Below are 15,180 nucleotides of genomic sequence, written 5' to 3'. Positions count from 1 at the left end.
CGAAGGCGCCCTCCAGAAGCCTTTGCGATCTCTGGAGCCCTCCTTCGAGGCCCAGCGATCCTCGATCGCTGGGCACCTCAGGATGAGGGATAGATTTGGATCTCTGCGACTCAGTTCGCCGAGATCTTGCTGACGTCGTATTCGAACTTGCCGGTCTTCTTGGCGTTCTCGATGCGCTTGCGATTGCGCTCTTCCATCATCTTGATGGATTCCGCCTGCTTGCCGACCTCCTTGGGGTCGTGCTTCGGATCGTACTTCGTCCCCGCGACCTTCTCGGGGAAGCCGGGCTTGGGCTCCCAGCAATTGCCCGGGGCCTTGCAGGTCTGCCCGTCATAGGCCAGCGCCGGCAGGGCGCCGAGCGCCCCCGCGGCCAACATCGCGGCGGTGATCAGGATTCTGTTGCGCATCGTCGATTCCTTGCGTTCGCTCCCAGGGCGGCCCGACGGGCCGTTCTTTGGCGCCGGCTCGGCCGGGCGCTGCTCCGCGCGGACGCTCACTCCAGCGGCTTGCACTGGCCGGGCGCGTCCTTGGCGAAGGTCTCGCCTTCCTTGAAAGGCGTGTAGTGCGTCTTCTGCTCGTCGGTCAGCCAGGCGGCATCTTTGACCGGGCCGGTATAGAGATGCCGGATCCAGGCGATGACCTGCAGCGCCTCGTCCGGATTCAGATCTTCGTTGTGCGGGCCCATCATGCCGTTGGCGCCGCCCCAGATCGTCGCGAACAGGCCGGTATCGTCGGTGTTGGCCGGATAGGTCCAGTAATTGTCGTTGAGGCCGGGCCCGACCTTGCCCTCGGCCAGATGGCCGTGGCAGCCGGAGCAGGAGGTCAGGTACAGGCTCTCACCGTTGCGCAGGCACGCCTTGTCGTCGATGTAGAGGTTCTTGCCGGTCTGGAAGAAGGTCTGGACCGCCTTGGTGTCGCGCCCGCCGGGCTTGCCTTCGGCGAGGTCCAGCGGCTCCCCGGTGATGGTGTTGCGGAAGACGAGGCCGGTCTGCGGCCCCGATTGTGGCTGGGCCATCACGGCGGCGGCACAGAGCGCCGAGGCGGCGCCGGCCAGGAGCATCAACCGGATACGCTTGGTCTTCGTCATCTTACTTTCGCTTCGCGGGAACTGGATCGCGCGGCAGCAGTTCGCTGCCGGTGCGCGCTGAGAGTCAGTTGGTGGCCACGACCGGGACGCCGTCCTGCTTCAGGATGGCGTCGATCTGCGGTTTGGCCTTGACGATGGCGGCGTCGAGGGCGTCGCGGAGCGCCGTGTCGTCCCGGCGCACGCCCATGGACTGGTCGAAGCTCTGGGGCATCTTGCGGCCGTCGCTGCTCACCGTGTCGTTCGGGACGAGGGTCATGCGCAGCGGCACGGCCGAGTCCTTGACGTAGCGGGCCACGTCGGGGGCGAAGGCGACGCCCACATCCGCCTTGTCGTTGGCGACCTCGCTGACGATCCGGGCCGGGTCGATCTGCGTGTACTGGTTGCGGGGCGCCCGGAAGCCGACCAGCGAGTAGAGGTAGGCCATGTCCTCCTCGTAGCGGTCGATATCCTTGAGCATCGCCTCGCCCGGGGAGCCCAGCGGCACGACCATGTGGTCGACGGTCTTGAGGCGCGGATCCGACCACGACTTCACGTCGAGGTCCTTGTCGGCGCGGGTGATGAAGACGTAGCCGCTGCGGTAATAGGGCTTGGTGGTCAGCACCCGCGGGTCGTCGCTGTCGAGGCCGACCACCACATCGCAGGTGCGCTTCTCCAGCCCGTCGCGCACGAGGTAGATCGCCGGCTTGGCGAGCCAGACGAAGACGGGTTTCTTCCCCATCGCCTCTGCGACCGCGGCGGCGACCCGGTTCTCCAGCCCGGACCCGTCCCGCATGGAGAGCGGCGGCTGCTTCTCGGAGGCGCAGATCCGCAAGGTGGACGGGTCGGCCTTGGGCGCGGCCGCGGCCTTGCCGGGCTCGGACTGGATGGCCTGCGCTTCCGATTCCTGGGCCCAGGCCCTTTGGGCCGGGATCGCGAGGGCGAGCAGGGCCGCGGCGCAGGTCGCCGCGCGAAGGAGTCCGCCGAGAAGCGGCATGGTGTCGTTCCCTCAATGATGCTTGTCGGGGGCGACCCGTGCGCGGGGTTCGCCGAGCCGGGGCTCCGCCGCCCGGAGGGGGCGGCGGAGCGGTCGCGCGCTCGGACGCGCGGATCAGGTGCGGGTTACTTGGCGGCGTGCTGCGCGTACTCGCCGACATTCGGGTCGTCGTAGGGACCCTTGCCGTCCAGCGAGAACACGACCACGCCGCCGCCCATCTGGGTGTAGTTGGCGAGCTTCTTGAAGGCGCCCACCGCGCCGAGACCGGCGGTCGGATCCTGCAGGTCGAACACCAGGCCCACGCCCGGCCAGCCGCCGACGCCGTAGTAGATGGCGACGTACTGGGTCCCCTTGTGGGTGTAGGTGATCGGGTAGCCGATCGCCCCGGACGGCAGCTTGAACTTCCAGAGGAGGTCGCCGTTGTCCGAGTCGCGCGCCTTGATGAAGCCGTCGAGCGTTCCGTACAGGACGATGTTGCCGGCGGTGGCGGTGGTGCCGCCCCAGACGGCGAAGCGCTCCATCTTCTCCCAGTTAAACTTGCCGGTGATGGCGTTGTAGCTCTTGATCTGGCCGAGACCCTCGTAGTTCTGCCGGTCACCCTTCGGGCCCGGATACATGTTCAGCGTCGCGCCGACGAAGAACTGACCCGCCCGGTAGGGCAGCATGAAGGGCTCCCAATCCATGCAGATGTGGTTGATGCCCATGTAGAAGGCTTGGCGCTTCGGATCGTAGGAATCGTGCCCCTGGTTGTGGTAGCCCATCGCCGAGGGACAGATGTCCTTGGCGAGGTGATCCATCCGGGTGCCGTATTCCGGGTCGCGCACCGGCGCGCCGGACTTCAGGTCCACCGACTTGAACACGTTGACCGTGTCGTCCATCTTGTTGGCCGAGACCAGCGAACCGTCCGTCCGGTCGAGGGTGTAGACGATGCCGTTGCGGTCGGGATGGGTGAGGAGCTTCCTCATCTTCCCGTCCTTGTCCTTCTGCTCGGACAGCATCATCACGTTGACGCCGGCGTAGTCCCACTCGTCGTGGGGCGTCTTCTGGTAGCCGAAATGCGCCTCGCCGGTGTCGACGTCGCGGCCGAAGATCGTCATCGTCCACTTGTTGTCGCCCGGACGCATGGTCTCGTTCCACGGCGCCGGGTTGCCGGTGCCGAAGTAGATCATGTTCGTGCCCGGGTCGTAGGCGTACCAGCCCCAGTTGGTGCCGCCGCCGATCTTCCAGGCGTCGCCCTCCCAGGTGGAGGTGCCCAGGCCCTTCTGGCCGTAATGGGCGTTCTTGATGTTGAAGTCCTTGGCGAGCAGCAGATCCTCGTCCGGGCCGGTGGCGTAGGCGCGCCAGACCTGAGCGCCGGTCTTCACGTCGTAGGCGGTTAGGTAGCCGCGTACGCCGAGCTCGGCGCCCGAGGAGCCGATGATCACCTTGTCCTTCACCACGTAGGGGGCGATGGTGAGCGTCGAGCCGACCTTGATGTCGGAATTCTCGACCTTCCACACCGTCTCGCCGGTCTGCGCGTTCAGCGCCACGACGTTGCCGTCGAGCAGGGTCTTCAGGATCAGCGCCGGGGTCTTGCCGTCGCCGGGCCAGTAGGCCAGCCCGCGGTTGACGAGGTCGCAGCAGGCGACCGAGCGGGCGGCCGGGTTCTGCTTGGGCTTGTCCTGCCACAGGATCTTGCCCGGATCGTCGAGATCGAGCGCGAAGGTGTTGTTCGGGAACGAGGTGTGGACGTACATCTTGCCGTCGACGACCAGGGGCGCGCCCTCGTGGCCGTTGAGCAGGCCGGTCGAGAAGGTCCAGGCCGGCTTGAGCTGCTTGACGTTGCTCTTGTTGATCTGCGTCAGAGCACTGTAATTGTCCGAGTCGTAGTTCTTACCGGGCATCACCCAGTTTTCGTCGCTCTTCGACTGCTCGATGAGCTTGTCGTTGGCGAAAGCCGCTCCGGCAAGGCCGACCGGCCCCAGTGCCAGGATCGCCAGGACCGAGACGGAACCCGCTAGGCTTCTCATGATGCATCTCCTCGCCAGGCCGCTCCGCCTCGCGGCATCGCAGCTATTGATTTTCGCAGTGCAAGATCGATCGAGGCCAGTCGCATCGATAGTCAGATTTACTTACGACTTAGAGACATTCGACCTTTATGATCTGCTTATTAAGATCTTGTCACCTTTCAGTTTTATGCGCCAATGCCCGACGATGTCTTCAGGCAAGCTGACATTTGTTATCGGGATAATTCGGCAATGCCAGACGGGAAGGCCGGAATACCCGCTGCCGACTTGACCGCCCTCCGGCGCCCGCCCAAAACTGTGTTCCCGGCCAGCTTCGAGCGCGGCCTTCAATCTTCGGGGCTGCCTGATGGGCTTGAGACGGTCCGGAGTGCTCTTGGCCACCGAAATGCCGGTCACCGAAGAGCCCATCCGGTCGGCCTGGCGGCGGCTCCTGCCGCTCGCCGCCCTGCTCGTCCTCGCGGGAGCCGCCCGGGGCGAGGACCGCGCCCCGCCGGATCAGCGCCTTGCGGCGCTCTACCCGCAGGACGGGCGCCGCGACCTGACCGGGGCCGATTTCGACCGATTCCGCGGCGCCGGCATCCTGTGGTGCCGCAATCCGGATGGGGTCCCGCAGAAGGCCGCCGCGGCGTGGCTGATCGCCGATCGCTCGACCGTGGTGCTGAACGCGCACAATTTCCGCGATCGCCGTCTCGCGGCCACGCGCGCGGTGGCCGATTGCTATTTCCAGATCGGGGGCCGCAACTACGATTTCGACCCGGACAGCCTGGTGCTCGGACCCGCGCCCGGCGCCGACAGCCTGCACATCACCGACGATTGGGCGATCCTGCGCCTTCACCGACCGGCCGACGCCGTCCCGCAGCCCCTGCCGGAGCCGCCCGACCTGCCGGTCGGGGACATTGCCCTGCCGGTGACCATGGTGTCCCCGGCGGGCCATAGCAATTATCGCGGGCCCAGCAGCCTCGAGCGCTGCGCCATCCGGCGGATCGATCCGCCGACCGAGGACGCGATCCGCCGCGCGCGCCACGATTGCAACGACGGCTACGGCGGCTCGGGCTCAGGCCTGTTCGACGAGGCGGGCCGGCTCATCGCCCTGCAGAGCGCGTCCCTGGCGATGAACTCGCGCAGCCGCTTCGACATCGAGTTCCACTACGGGTCCGCCCTGCTCTTCGAGGGCGGCCTGCTGTCGGCGCTCCGCGGTCGGGCCGGTGCCGGCGGGCGCGAGTGAGCGCGCCGGCGGGGATGCTCACTTCCGCTGACCGGTCGGGTTCGGCGTCGCGGAGGAATCCGGAGACACGGCCGGGTTGATAGGCGTGACCATCGACCAGCGGCCGACGATCGCGACGATCGCGGCGAACAGGACGACGAAGATGCTGATGAGGATGATGCGCTTCATGACGGGGGCTTGAGACGTCCGTGCAGGTTCTTCGAGCGCGCGGAGAACGGCCGGAGGTTGGCAAACGATCCCCACCGCGACGCAGGCGCGCAGGTCTTCATGGGCGGGTCTTCATGGGCAGGTCTTCCCGGGCAGGTCTTCCCGGACCGAGCCCTAGCCGGTTCGCTCAGGCGCGCGATCGGACGGCGGGGCCGCCCAGGGGCGGCCGACCTGTGCGGGCTCCTGCAGCCGGATCAGCGCGACCGCAGCCTGATGCGCCAAGGTCTCCAGCCGGCAGACCGTCGCGTCGTCGGGGATCACCGAGGCGCACCAATAGGCGCCCAGCGACGCGATCGGCTCGGGCGACCCGATCGGCACCATCACGAGGCTGCGCATCGAGGTGGTGCGATAGGCCTCGCTCGGCACCCGCGGGTCGAACTCGATGTCCGGGACCACGGCGGTCTCGTCGTTGAGCATCACCCAACCGGAGATGCAGGCGGTGAGCGGGAAACGCCGTCCCCGCCACAGCGGCTCGATCGCGTCCTCGGCGGCGTACAGGCAGAACTCGCCCTCGCGCAGGACCACGGCGATCCCGTCCGCGCCGACGATGTCCAGCGCCGTGTCGCGCAGGATGGAAACGACCTCCGAAAGGGTGCGGGCGACCGCCAACCGGCCGGTCGCCCGCACCAGCCCCTCGTCGGACGGGAAATGGGCCTCTGACATGGGCCGAACGGTAAGGGAGGCGGCCCGGATCGTCCACGCCGCATTCTACCAGGGCCCGTCCAACGGCCCGCCTCGGCCGCAATCTACACGCGAGCGTTACACCCGGGGCAGCGCTCTCGCGTCGAGCTGCGATTGTTACACGCAGGTTAACACCTCGAGGACGCCGGTATTGACGAACCATATTTCTATCTGCCGGCAGTCCTGGTCGAATAATGCGCATCGCTCAGTCATCGCGGGCTCGTCATGTGTTCCAGCGCACCTTTTCCGCCACCGGCCAGGAGCCTTCGCGGGCGCTGTTGCACCATTGCACTATCGCGTCGGCCGCTCCTGACGTCCTGTCCCTCGGCACATCCCGATCAACGGGAGATTGAGGACCAGATGATCAAGAAGCTTCTTCTCGCGAGCGCCGCCACGGCCCTCCTGACCGGCGCCGCCTCGGCCGCCGACCTGCCGCGCCGCGCCGCCCCGCCGCCCGTCTTCACCCCCGTGCCCGTGTTCACCTGGACCGGCGCCTATTTCGGTATCAACGCCGGCTACGCCTTCGACGCCAGCAGCCGCTCGAACAGCTCGGTCTTCGGCGTCCCCGCCGCCTTCGCCGCCGCCGGCACCACCGCCACCTTCCGCGACCGCAGCCAGGACGGCTTCTCCGGCGGCGCCCAGGTCGGCTACAACTACCAGTTCACCCCGGGCTCGGGCGTGGTCGTCGGCATCGAGGCCGACGCCCAGTACCTCGACTTCGGCCGCAACCGGAACAACGCCTTCATCAGCGGCGCCGTGGCCCCGGGCTACTACGTCACCGACCCGCGCGGCCTGTCGAGCCTCGACTACTTCGGCACCGTGCGCGGCCGCCTCGGCTACGCCTTCGACCGCACCCTCGTGTACGGCACCGGCGGCTTCGCCTACGGCTCGGGCAGCGCCGACCGCTCCTTCGGCGGCTACGCCGGCAACGACAGCTTCCGCACCGGCTACGCCGTCGGCGGTGGCGTCGAGTTCGCCCTCCCGACCGAGTCGTTCCTGAACTTCTTCCGCTCGTCGGCCGTGACGTTCAAGATCGAAGGCCTGTACGTCAACCTGGAGCGCGGCAACCGCAACCAGGGCGCCCTCGTCGTCAACGCCGCCAACCTCGTCCCGGTCGCCTACAGCGCCATCGGTCGCCGCGACGACGAGTTCGCCGTCGTCCGCGCCGGCCTGAACTACAAGTTCGGCTCGTACTAAGACCTACAGGCACGCCCAGCCTCCGGGCTGGGCGCGCTTTCTTGGACGTGGTGTGCGGGTCAAGACCCGCACGCTGCATCCGCCCCCCCCTCTTCGCCTCGGCACGACAGCCCTGTGAGGTTGAGCGCTCAGGTCGACCACAAAGCCCCGGGCGCCCATGGCGCCCGGGGCTTTGTGCCGTATTCCGGGGTCGCGCCTCACCGGCAGCCCAATCGGGATCACCCACGCCAGGGCGAATCGCGGATCACGCGACAGAAGTTTCCGGCGTGGAAATGCGGCTCCTTGTCGGCGATGACATCGGCCTTGACGTTGCCGAAGGTCGTGTCGGGCTTGTGCCGGATCCCCTCGTAGAACGTCTGGATGATGTCCTCCTTGAAATGCGGGCTCCGCGGATGCGCCCGCACGACCGCCTCGCGCGCGGCGTCGCTGTAAGCGGCATAGGTCAGCCCGAGCACATCCATCTCGACCCCGGCGGTGACCAGGGCGATCACCGGATGCATGTGCTGCGGGATGCCCCGGGTGGTGTGCAGCGCGATGGCGGCCCACACCGTGTCGATATCGGCCTGGGCGATGCCGTGGCCGCGCAGGAAGTCCCGGGCCGCGTTGGCGCCGTCGACCTCGAAGCGCTCGGTCGCGCTGCTGTGCTGTGGGGTCAGTCCCATGTCGTGGAACATCGCGCCGACATAGAGCAGTTCCGGATCGTAGGTGAGGTCGCGCCGCTTCCCCGTCAGGGCACCGAAATAATAGACGCGGCTCGAATGGTGGAACAGCAGCGGCGATTCCGTGTCCCGGACGAGCTCGGTCACCGCGCGGGCGAGCGCACTGTCGGGGATGGCGACGCCGTCGATTGGATGAGCCATGGCTTTCCCTCCTTGCTGAGACCAAGACGGTAGCCCCGCACCACGCGTCCGGAGTTGACGGAACACGTCTCAGACGGCCAAATCGCGTGTGCGACGGACGCGAGGGACGGCACCGTGGAGCGAAGGGTGGTGATCGTTGCCGGACCGGGCGTGCAGATGCTCGACGTCTCCGGCCCGCTGGATGTGTTCGCGGAGGCGAACGTCCAGGCCGAGCGCGGCGTCTACCGGACCGAGATCGTGTCCACCGAGTCCGGCGCGATCCGGACCTCGTCAGGCGCGCGGCTGCTTGCGGACCGGACGATCTTCGAGGCCGATCCCGGCAGCCTCGACACGCTGCTGGTGGCAGGATCGCCGGATGCCCCGCATCGGCGCCCGTCGGCCGCCTTGCTCGACTGGCTGCGGCGCACGGCCCCCGCGGCCCGGCGCTTCGGCTCAGTCTGCACCGGCGCCTTCGCCCTGGCCGAAGCCGGCTTGCTGGACGGGCGCCGGATCACCACGCATTGGGCTGCGGCCGACGCCCTGGCCCGGCGCTACCCCGGGATCCGGGTCGAGCCCGATGCGATCCAGGTCCGCGACGGTCCGGTCTGCACGGCCGCCGGGGTGACCGCCGGCCTCGACCTGGCCGTCACCCTGGTCGCGGAGGATCTCGGCCGGGCGGTGGCCCAGCGGGTCGCCGCGCAGCTCGTGATGTTCTTCAAGCGCCCCGGCGGCCAGATGCAGTTCAGCCGCAGCGGTACGGCCGCGGCGTCCGGCCGGGCGGTGCTTCAGGAGGTCCAGCGCTGGATCGCGTCCGCCCCCGCAGAGGACCACAGCGTGGCCCGGCTGGCCGAACGGGCGGGCCTCAGCCCGCGCCACTTCGCGCGCCTGTTCCGGAGCGAAGTCGGCGTGACGCCCGCCGACTGGGTCGAGGCCGCGCGGGTCGCGGCGGCGCGGCGCTATCTGGACGCGGAAGGCCTCGCGGCCGCGCAGGTCGCCGCCCGGACGGGCTTCGCCAATGCCGACACCCTGCGCCGGGCCTTCATGCGCCATGTCGGGATCACGCCTGCAGAGTTCCGCAGGCGGAACGGCGGGGGATAGCTGCGCCCATCCTCAAGCAATGGGTTTGCTGGTGCTCGGTTAGGCAAGCACCGTGGGCAACGTCCCGGACCTTTGGGCCCGCTTCCCGGATCGTCGGCCTGAAACAGGCGCGAACGCCATAGGCAAGCCAACATGTGTTTCACGGGAAACATCCGTGACAGGTATCACAGGACACTCTGCCGCCAGCATCATTAGCCACCCTTCTAGGATGGCCACCCCGGTTGGGTTCGAACCGATGCCTTACCCGTCGGGAGGCATCGGGGAGCCACTCTTGCCCGGGCGCGACAGCTGAAGACTTCGGGACCCCGCGATCCATATCGAACAGGACCGGCTGAGGCTCTTGCGCCTGGATGCTGGGCGGATTGTCGGGGCCAGGAATGGACGAGCGCGCCCTCACGACCACGGAGCAACGCGAGACCATCGTCGGGCGCTCGCACAGGGCTTGAACACCGCCGGGAGCGGAGCCGCCCGCGCCGCCACGGGCCGGCCGTGACGGTGCTGGCGGGACGACGTGCCGCTGCCCGCCTGCGCGGCGGAGGGTCGGTTGGAACACGCTTATGGCGGTGAGAAGAGGGGAAAAGCGACGGGGCCTGCTCCCCGCCGCTTTTCCGTCGTCTCGCCACCGGTTGCTCAATCGGGCATTGGCGTCCGCGTGAGCCTACAGGCCCAGCCGCACCCCGGCCGAACCGGCCACTGTCATCGCTAGGCCGCCCGCGAAGGCGCCGATCATCACGTAGGAGAAGGCCTTCAGAACCATATCGTGCACCCCTTTCTTCGTGCGACAGGCCCCAGCCGAGGCCCGTTCGAACCGTCTGCAATGAAGATGCCGCGCCGATCCGTCATGTGCAGTGCGGTCGAGCACGCTGCGCTGCCGAACCGTGCAGGCCGGCATCCCGAGATCGCCCTGCACGCCAGACGCGGTTAGGGGTGGTCACCCAGTGGGCCGCGAGATGTGGTCTGCTTCACGTCCGGCGAAGAGCCCGCCCGATCTCGGTGGCGTTCGCATTCTGGAGCGCAGCCCTTCTCCTCTGCGCGCGCCACGACGAGGCCGAGGCGCCGGGCCAGGGCGCCGCGGGCTTGGTACGGTCGCCCGGGATGGGGGCTCCAGTCTGTGCGAGCGCGACCATCCCGGCCAGACGGGCCATCCGATCGTGAAGCTGATGAGGATCGGCGTGAGAGGCGACGCCTGCTCGCGCTACGCATGGAGCGCGGCAGACCCGAAGGGGACGCCGAGGCTTTGGCGTCCAGGAGGGCTCGCGACGGCCGTCCGATGCCTCGCTCCGCGCGATCACACCGGGAGCTTCTCACAAAACGCCCTCTGCACTGTCTTGTGCAGAGGGGGCGCCCTGTGATCGGGCGTTTCGTGAGCTGCTTTCAGCGCCGGTTCGTCAGACTGAAGACCGCGAACCCCGCGAGGACCGCCAGACCCAATGCGAGGGAGCGGTTGGTTTGAACGAAGTCGGCCGCCTGCTCTCCGACCTGTCGCAGATCGTTGCCCAGGGGCGACCCCGCCAAGATACGCTCCGCGCGTGCATGATTCTCCTCACGCGTGTTGATGGAGACCTCGAACGCGTCGCCATGCCGATCGATTTCTATGCTGTTCCGGGCGAAGCCTGCGCGAGCCAGTCGCTGTCGCGCGGATCGCGCGGCCTTGAGGGAGGGGAACGTCACTGAGGCCTGGGTGGTGTCCGACATGGATTCCTGCGCGATGCGAGTCAAAACCCGTCGAGGTCGATCGGATTTCTCATCACAACAACCCCTGCCGTGGCCCTTGGGGTCCGAGGCCATGCCAGCCACCGCCCTCCACGGTCGCCAGCAGCTCCGAGAGCAGCGATCTGCGCGCACCCGGTGCCGCGGAATGTGTCAGCAGCGCCGGAGGCCTTCGAGCCCGAGCGCCTGCCTCCGGGATGACCGAGCGCCCGGGCTGGCCACGGAAGCCGCAGGAGCGTCGACCAGCCGAAGGCCCCTCGGCGCCAGGGCCGAGGGGCCTTCGTAGTCAAGATACGCCGTCACGAACCGTGGAGGTCGTTACGGGCAGGCGTGGCGGTCACCATCGTTGCCGAGATACGTGCCGCTGCGACGGTCATACGATCGGAAGCGCTGAACGCAGTAGCTGACCGCGTCCCCGGCAGGCGCGACCTCGGTCTGGACTGCACCGTAATCCTGGCCGTAGCCGGCAGGTGCATAGCCGCCACCGTACCCACCATAGCCGGCGGGCCCATACTCCGTGCCGTAATAGCCGTCGCCGAAGCCGCCATAACCATAGCCGAGTCCCGCTCCGGCCAAGCCGAGACCGACGCCGAGTCCCAATCCGCCATACCCGTAGCCCCGGCCGTAGCCGTAGCCTCTGCCGTAGCCGGCGAAGCCACGGTTGCCGGCGAAGCCTGCGCCGCGAAAGCCGCCACCGCCGAAACCGCCACGGCCCCCGAAGCCGCGGCCTGCAAGACCGCCCCCGCCGAAGCGGTTGCCTCCCACACCGAAGCCGCCACCCAGGCCGCGACCGCCGAGACCACCGCGAAAGCCGCCGCCGCCGAGCCCAGCGCCCCGGAATCCAGCGCCGCCGAAGCCACCACCATGGAAGCCGCCGCCGCCGAAGCCACCGCGTGCATCGGCCGTGACCGGAAGTATCGCCAAGGCGCCGGCCATCACGGCCGTGCTCAAAATTGTCCGCTTCATGCTGCCCTACCAATTCTGGAGCGAATGCTCTCTCTGGTAAGACAACGCCTCATCGACTGAATCGCCGTTGCTACATTCTGTCCATATTTGAAAACCAGAATTTCAGACCCCGATTACAACGCATTAGATGCAATCAATAGGTCTTTATTCAACTATTCGGGACGCCGACATCACGTGGCGTCGCTCGCCGTCTGGCTGCGCTCGTGGGTGATCCGGTAGCCGTCCCGCGTGAGACGGGACGCGATCCCCCTCTACGCGCGGCCTTCTGGATGGCGCCCGGCCGCCGCACGATCGGGCTCGTCCCCGAAGTCAACGAGGGTCCCCGCGGCTCCCGGCCCAGGGCCGACCCGTAATCACACTTGCTGAACTGGTTTTCGTTTCGACGTTGTTTATCTTCGATCGCAACTGATAATAAAATGTTCATCTTGTAGTGCAAAAAAGCGGTGCACGCCCGAAAATGGATGCGGTTCAATGTCTTCCAGCGTCACCCTCACCGCCGCCACGCGCCAGAACCTGCTCTCCCTGCAGGATACGGCCGCGCTGACCGCGACCACCCAGAACCGGCTCTCCACCGGCCTGAAGGTCTCCTCGGCCCTCGACAACCCCGTCAACTTCTTCACAGCGCAGTCGCTGAGCCAGCGCTCGGGCGATCTCGGCAACCTGCTCGACGGCATCTCGAACGGCATCCAGGCGATCCAGGCGGCCAACCAGGGCATCACCTCGATCCAGAAGCTGGTCGATCAGGCCAAGTCGGTCGCCAACCAGGCGCTGTCCACCCAGATCACCACCACCGGCACCGCCTCGACCGCCTATTCGGCGCCCGCCGCCAACACGACGCTCAACCTCTACGTCAACGGGTCGGCCACCACCGTGTCCTTGGCCACCGGCGACACCCTGGACCAGGCCCTGACCAAGCTCAACGCCGCAATCGGCGCCGGCAGCTTCACCAGGAGCACCGACGGCACCAAGATCGTGATGAACGCGTCCTCGGACTTGGAATTCAAGGACACGGCCAGCCAGACGGCGCTCGGTTTTGCAGCCGGCACGGCGAATTCCGGGCCCAGCTACGGGACGAGCACGCTGACGACCATGGCCAGCCAGAGCTCGGACCTGAGCGTGTCGGGCGTCTCGGCCCGGGCCTCGCTCGCCACGCAATACAACAGCCTGCTGACCCAGATCGATCAGCTTGCCGGCGATTCGAGCTTCAACGGCACGAACCTGATCAACGGCAAGAGCGACAACAACAACCTGACGATCAACTTCAACCCGAAGGGCAACTCGAACCTCACGGTCTCGGCGACCGACGAGACCTCGAGCGGCCTCGGCCTGAAGGCGATCACCAGCACCTCGACCAAGACCTCGACGATCGGGCAGGGCAACTTCCTGCTCAACACCGACATCAATACGACCCTGAACAACCTGACGACGGCGTCCAACCAGCTGCGCACCGATGCGTCGACCTTCGGCTCGAATCTGTCGGTGGTGCAGAACCGCCAGGACTTCAGCAAGAACCTGATCAACGTGCTCGACACCGGCTCGTCGAACCTGACGGCGGCCGATCTGAACCAGGAGGCTGCGAATTCGCAGGCCCTGTCCACCCGCCAGTCCCTGGGCATCTCGGCCCTGTCGCTGGCGAACCAGGCCCAGCAGGGCATCCTGCAGCTGCTGCGCTAAGCATCGGCGATGTGACGTTGAAATGGCCGGGCCGCGTCCCGGCCGTTTCCGTTTGCGCTTTGGCCGCCCGGAATGCGACCGCGGGAATGCCGTACCGCGTCCGGGTCAGCTGCGCCTGAACGGGGGCGCCCTGCGACGACGCGCGCCCCCGCCGGCTCCGCCCTCGGGAGATCCGGGCTGGTTCGGACGCCGGCCCGCACCAGTTTGTGGGGCCCGGAGTTTCCCATGTCCCAACCCGCACTCGTCCTGCATCACTACGGTTCCTCTCCGTATTCGGAGAAGATCCGTCTGGCCTTCGGCATCAAGGGCCTCGATTGGGCCTCGGTCGAGATCGCGGCACTCCCGCCACGCCCCCTTCTCGATCCGCTGACGGGCGGATATCGGCGCGTGCCCGTGCTGCAGGTCGGGGCCGACATCTACTGCGACACGAACGTGATCCTTCCGGCCCTCGACCGCCTCGCGTCCGGCCCCAGCCTCTATGCCGGCCTCCCGGCCGGGTTGTCCAAGGCGGCGACCTTCGGCTTCGAGCGCGACGTATGGCTCGCGGCGATCGGCGTTCGCGTTCACTTTACGGGGGATGGGCCGGCCGATTTCCTGCGCGATCGCAAGGAGGATTATCTCTACATCGACATGAGCCATGCGGCGATGGAGCCCGATTATCCGCGTCATCGGCAGCGAGTGGCCGCGCATGTCGCATGGCTTGCCGACGCCCTGTCCGATCCCGGGCGGCCGTTCCTGGGCGGCGACCGGCCGGGGGCTCTGGATCTCGGGTATTTCCACGTCCTGTGGCTCATGCGGAACGGGCCGCACGCCGAGGCGGTGGACCGCGCGCTCGGCCTGGAGCCGATCCTGCCCTGGTACGCCCGCGTCACGGCCCTCGGCCACGGCCGGCCGACGGCGCTCTCGCCCGAGGCGGCGCTGACCCTGGCGCGGGACGCCGAACCAGCCCCGATCGAGATGCGCGTCGCAGGGATGGAGGCTCCCGGCCTGGCTGTCGGTCGTGCGGTGACGGTCACGCCGGACGATTTCGCGCGCATCCCAGTTCGCGGAAGCCTCGTCGCGCTGGACGCCGAGCGCATCGTCATCCGGCGTGAGGATGAGAAGGTCGGAACGATCCACCTTCATTTCCCCCGGGCCGGCTTCGAGGTCGCCGCAATCGCGTAACCGGGATCGATGCAGCCCACCCTTGCGGCCCGCGCGGCGGTGGCAGCCGACCAACGCAGTATCGGCGGCCGGCAGCGCACCCAGGACACAGTATCGTCTACTCGGACGCCGCCTCTTCACCATCCTCGACCCCGAGCGCCGCCTTCTCCGCCAGCAACGTCGCCAGCGCCGCGCGGATTTGCTCGCCCTGCTCGCGATAGGGCTGGTCAGAGGCGGCGATCATCGCGCGGCGATAGCGGTCTTGGATTGCAGCCAGCTGCGTGGCCATGCCGACCTTGGCCGGCGCCTTCTCGGCCGGCTTCGGCTTGGCGGGCGCCTTCCTTGGTGGCTTTTTCTCAGGCATGGCGTTGCGT

At 67.7% G+C, this 15,180-nt stretch carries 15 protein-coding genes; 5 read left to right on the top strand and 10 right to left on the bottom strand.

Going from position 1 to position 15,180, the window contains the following annotated elements:
• Positions 1 to 110: 110 nt before the first annotated feature.
• The 4 genes from AO398_RS09185 to AO398_RS09170 all read right to left on the bottom strand — a co-directional run bounded on the left by AO398_RS09185 (position 111) and on the right by AO398_RS09170 (position 4,069).
• Positions 111 to 407 carry a methanol dehydrogenase [cytochrome c] subunit gene (locus tag AO398_RS09185; RefSeq protein ID WP_058191741.1) on the bottom strand — a complete coding sequence of 99 codons (297 nt, stop codon included), beginning with the start codon at positions 405 to 407 and terminating at the stop codon, positions 111 to 113.
• Positions 408 to 493: 86 nt separating this feature from the next.
• Complete coding sequence (gene moxG, locus AO398_RS09180; RefSeq protein WP_152997473.1) at positions 494 to 1,060, bottom strand: cytochrome c(L), periplasmic; 567 nt, start codon at positions 1,058 to 1,060, stop codon at positions 494 to 496.
• Between the two features lie 91 nt (positions 1,061 to 1,151).
• Positions 1,152 to 2,060: a methanol oxidation system protein MoxJ gene (gene moxJ, locus AO398_RS09175; protein ID WP_058191739.1), complete on the bottom strand. Its 909-nt coding sequence runs from the start codon at positions 2,058 to 2,060 to the stop codon at positions 1,152 to 1,154.
• Positions 2,061 to 2,185: 125 nt separating this feature from the next.
• Positions 2,186 to 4,069 (bottom strand): methanol/ethanol family PQQ-dependent dehydrogenase, encoded by a 1,884-nt coding sequence (locus tag AO398_RS09170; protein WP_058191738.1) that lies wholly within the window; start codon positions 4,067 to 4,069, stop codon positions 2,186 to 2,188.
• Between the two features lie 382 nt (positions 4,070 to 4,451).
• On the opposite strand from AO398_RS09170, the gene AO398_RS09165 reads away from it, so the two are divergent.
• Positions 4,452 to 5,291, top strand: coding sequence for a serine protease (locus tag AO398_RS09165; RefSeq protein ID WP_058191828.1), 840 nt, complete (start codon positions 4,452 to 4,454; stop codon positions 5,289 to 5,291).
• An 18-nt stretch (positions 5,292 to 5,309) separates the two neighbouring features.
• On the opposite strand, the gene AO398_RS29005 is transcribed toward AO398_RS09165, so the two are convergent.
• Positions 5,310 to 5,459, bottom strand: coding sequence for a hypothetical protein (locus tag AO398_RS29005; protein ID WP_201025734.1), 150 nt, complete (start codon positions 5,457 to 5,459; stop codon positions 5,310 to 5,312).
• Positions 5,460 to 5,612: 153 nt separating this feature from the next.
• Complete coding sequence (locus AO398_RS09160) at positions 5,613 to 6,161, bottom strand: GAF domain-containing protein (RefSeq protein ID WP_058191737.1); 549 nt, start codon at positions 6,159 to 6,161, stop codon at positions 5,613 to 5,615.
• A gap of 378 nt (positions 6,162 to 6,539) precedes the next feature.
• On the opposite strand from AO398_RS09160, the gene AO398_RS09155 reads away from it, so the two are divergent.
• Positions 6,540 to 7,376, top strand: coding sequence for a porin family protein (locus tag AO398_RS09155; RefSeq protein WP_082643207.1), 837 nt, complete (start codon positions 6,540 to 6,542; stop codon positions 7,374 to 7,376).
• A gap of 218 nt (positions 7,377 to 7,594) precedes the next feature.
• Here the strand turns inward: AO398_RS09155 and AO398_RS09150 are convergent, their stop codons facing one another.
• The gene (locus AO398_RS09150) at positions 7,595 to 8,236 is read right to left on the bottom strand and encodes an HD domain-containing protein (RefSeq protein WP_058191736.1); all 642 of its coding nucleotides are present in this window, start codon (positions 8,234 to 8,236) and stop codon (positions 7,595 to 7,597) included.
• Between the two features lie 114 nt (positions 8,237 to 8,350).
• On the opposite strand from AO398_RS09150, the gene AO398_RS09145 reads away from it, so the two are divergent.
• Positions 8,351 to 9,313: a DJ-1/PfpI family protein gene (locus tag AO398_RS09145; RefSeq protein ID WP_082643206.1), complete on the top strand. Its 963-nt coding sequence runs from the start codon at positions 8,351 to 8,353 to the stop codon at positions 9,311 to 9,313.
• A gap of 1,374 nt (positions 9,314 to 10,687) precedes the next feature.
• On the opposite strand, the gene AO398_RS09140 is transcribed toward AO398_RS09145, so the two are convergent.
• A complete protein-coding gene (locus AO398_RS09140) occupies positions 10,688 to 11,008 on the bottom strand; it encodes a hypothetical protein (protein WP_058191825.1) in 321 nt (106 codons plus the stop codon).
• A 333-nt stretch (positions 11,009 to 11,341) separates the two neighbouring features.
• Positions 11,342 to 11,989 carry a BA14K family protein gene (locus AO398_RS09135; RefSeq protein ID WP_082643205.1) on the bottom strand — a complete coding sequence of 216 codons (648 nt, stop codon included), beginning with the start codon at positions 11,987 to 11,989 and terminating at the stop codon, positions 11,342 to 11,344.
• 471 nt (positions 11,990 to 12,460) lie between these two features.
• Between AO398_RS09135 and AO398_RS09130 the strand changes: the two genes are divergently transcribed.
• Entirely contained in the window at positions 12,461 to 13,663 is a 1,203-nt protein-coding gene (locus tag AO398_RS09130; RefSeq protein WP_058191735.1) for a flagellin, read from the top strand.
• A 225-nt stretch (positions 13,664 to 13,888) separates the two neighbouring features.
• On the top strand, positions 13,889 to 14,827 hold the full coding sequence (locus tag AO398_RS09125; RefSeq protein WP_058191734.1) for a glutathione S-transferase family protein: 939 nt from the start codon (positions 13,889 to 13,891) through the stop codon (positions 14,825 to 14,827).
• Between the two features lie 97 nt (positions 14,828 to 14,924).
• Here the strand turns inward: AO398_RS09125 and AO398_RS09120 are convergent, their stop codons facing one another.
• Entirely contained in the window at positions 14,925 to 15,170 is a 246-nt protein-coding gene (locus tag AO398_RS09120; RefSeq protein WP_058191733.1) for a hypothetical protein, read from the bottom strand.
• Positions 15,171 to 15,180 lie beyond the last annotated feature (10 nt).

The sequence above is a fragment of the Methylobacterium sp. GXS13 genome (assembly GCF_001455965.1).
Lineage (GTDB): Bacteria > Pseudomonadota > Alphaproteobacteria > Rhizobiales > Beijerinckiaceae > Methylobacterium.
This window is presented reverse-complemented; position numbering and strand designations above follow the sequence as displayed.

Excerpts from the sequence above, each read along its gene's own strand:
- AO398_RS09185 (WP_058191741.1), bottom strand. The coding sequence starts at position 407 with ATGCGCAACAGAATCCTGATCACCGCCGCGATGTTGGCCGCGGGGGCG.
- moxG (WP_152997473.1), bottom strand. The coding sequence starts at position 1,060 with ATGCTCCTGGCCGGCGCCGCCTCGGCGCTCTGTGCCGCCGCCGTGATG.
- moxJ (WP_058191739.1), bottom strand. The coding sequence starts at position 2,060 with ATGCCGCTTCTCGGCGGACTCCTTCGCGCGGCGACCTGCGCCGCGGCC.
- AO398_RS09170 (WP_058191738.1), bottom strand. The coding sequence starts at position 4,069 with ATGAGAAGCCTAGCGGGTTCCGTCTCGGTCCTGGCGATCCTGGCACTG.
- AO398_RS09165 (WP_058191828.1), top strand. The coding sequence starts at position 4,452 with ATGCCGGTCACCGAAGAGCCCATCCGGTCGGCCTGGCGGCGGCTCCTG.
- AO398_RS29005 (WP_201025734.1), bottom strand. The coding sequence starts at position 5,459 with ATGAAGCGCATCATCCTCATCAGCATCTTCGTCGTCCTGTTCGCCGCG.
- AO398_RS09160 (WP_058191737.1), bottom strand. The coding sequence starts at position 6,161 with ATGTCAGAGGCCCATTTCCCGTCCGACGAGGGGCTGGTGCGGGCGACC.
- AO398_RS09155 (WP_082643207.1), top strand. The coding sequence starts at position 6,540 with ATGATCAAGAAGCTTCTTCTCGCGAGCGCCGCCACGGCCCTCCTGACC.
- AO398_RS09150 (WP_058191736.1), bottom strand. The coding sequence starts at position 8,236 with ATGGCTCATCCAATCGACGGCGTCGCCATCCCCGACAGTGCGCTCGCC.
- AO398_RS09140 (WP_058191825.1), bottom strand. The coding sequence starts at position 11,008 with ATGTCGGACACCACCCAGGCCTCAGTGACGTTCCCCTCCCTCAAGGCC.
- AO398_RS09135 (WP_082643205.1), bottom strand. The coding sequence starts at position 11,989 with ATGAAGCGGACAATTTTGAGCACGGCCGTGATGGCCGGCGCCTTGGCG.
- AO398_RS09130 (WP_058191735.1), top strand. The coding sequence starts at position 12,461 with ATGTCTTCCAGCGTCACCCTCACCGCCGCCACGCGCCAGAACCTGCTC.
- AO398_RS09125 (WP_058191734.1), top strand. The coding sequence starts at position 13,889 with ATGTCCCAACCCGCACTCGTCCTGCATCACTACGGTTCCTCTCCGTAT.
- AO398_RS09120 (WP_058191733.1), bottom strand. The coding sequence starts at position 15,170 with ATGCCTGAGAAAAAGCCACCAAGGAAGGCGCCCGCCAAGCCGAAGCCG.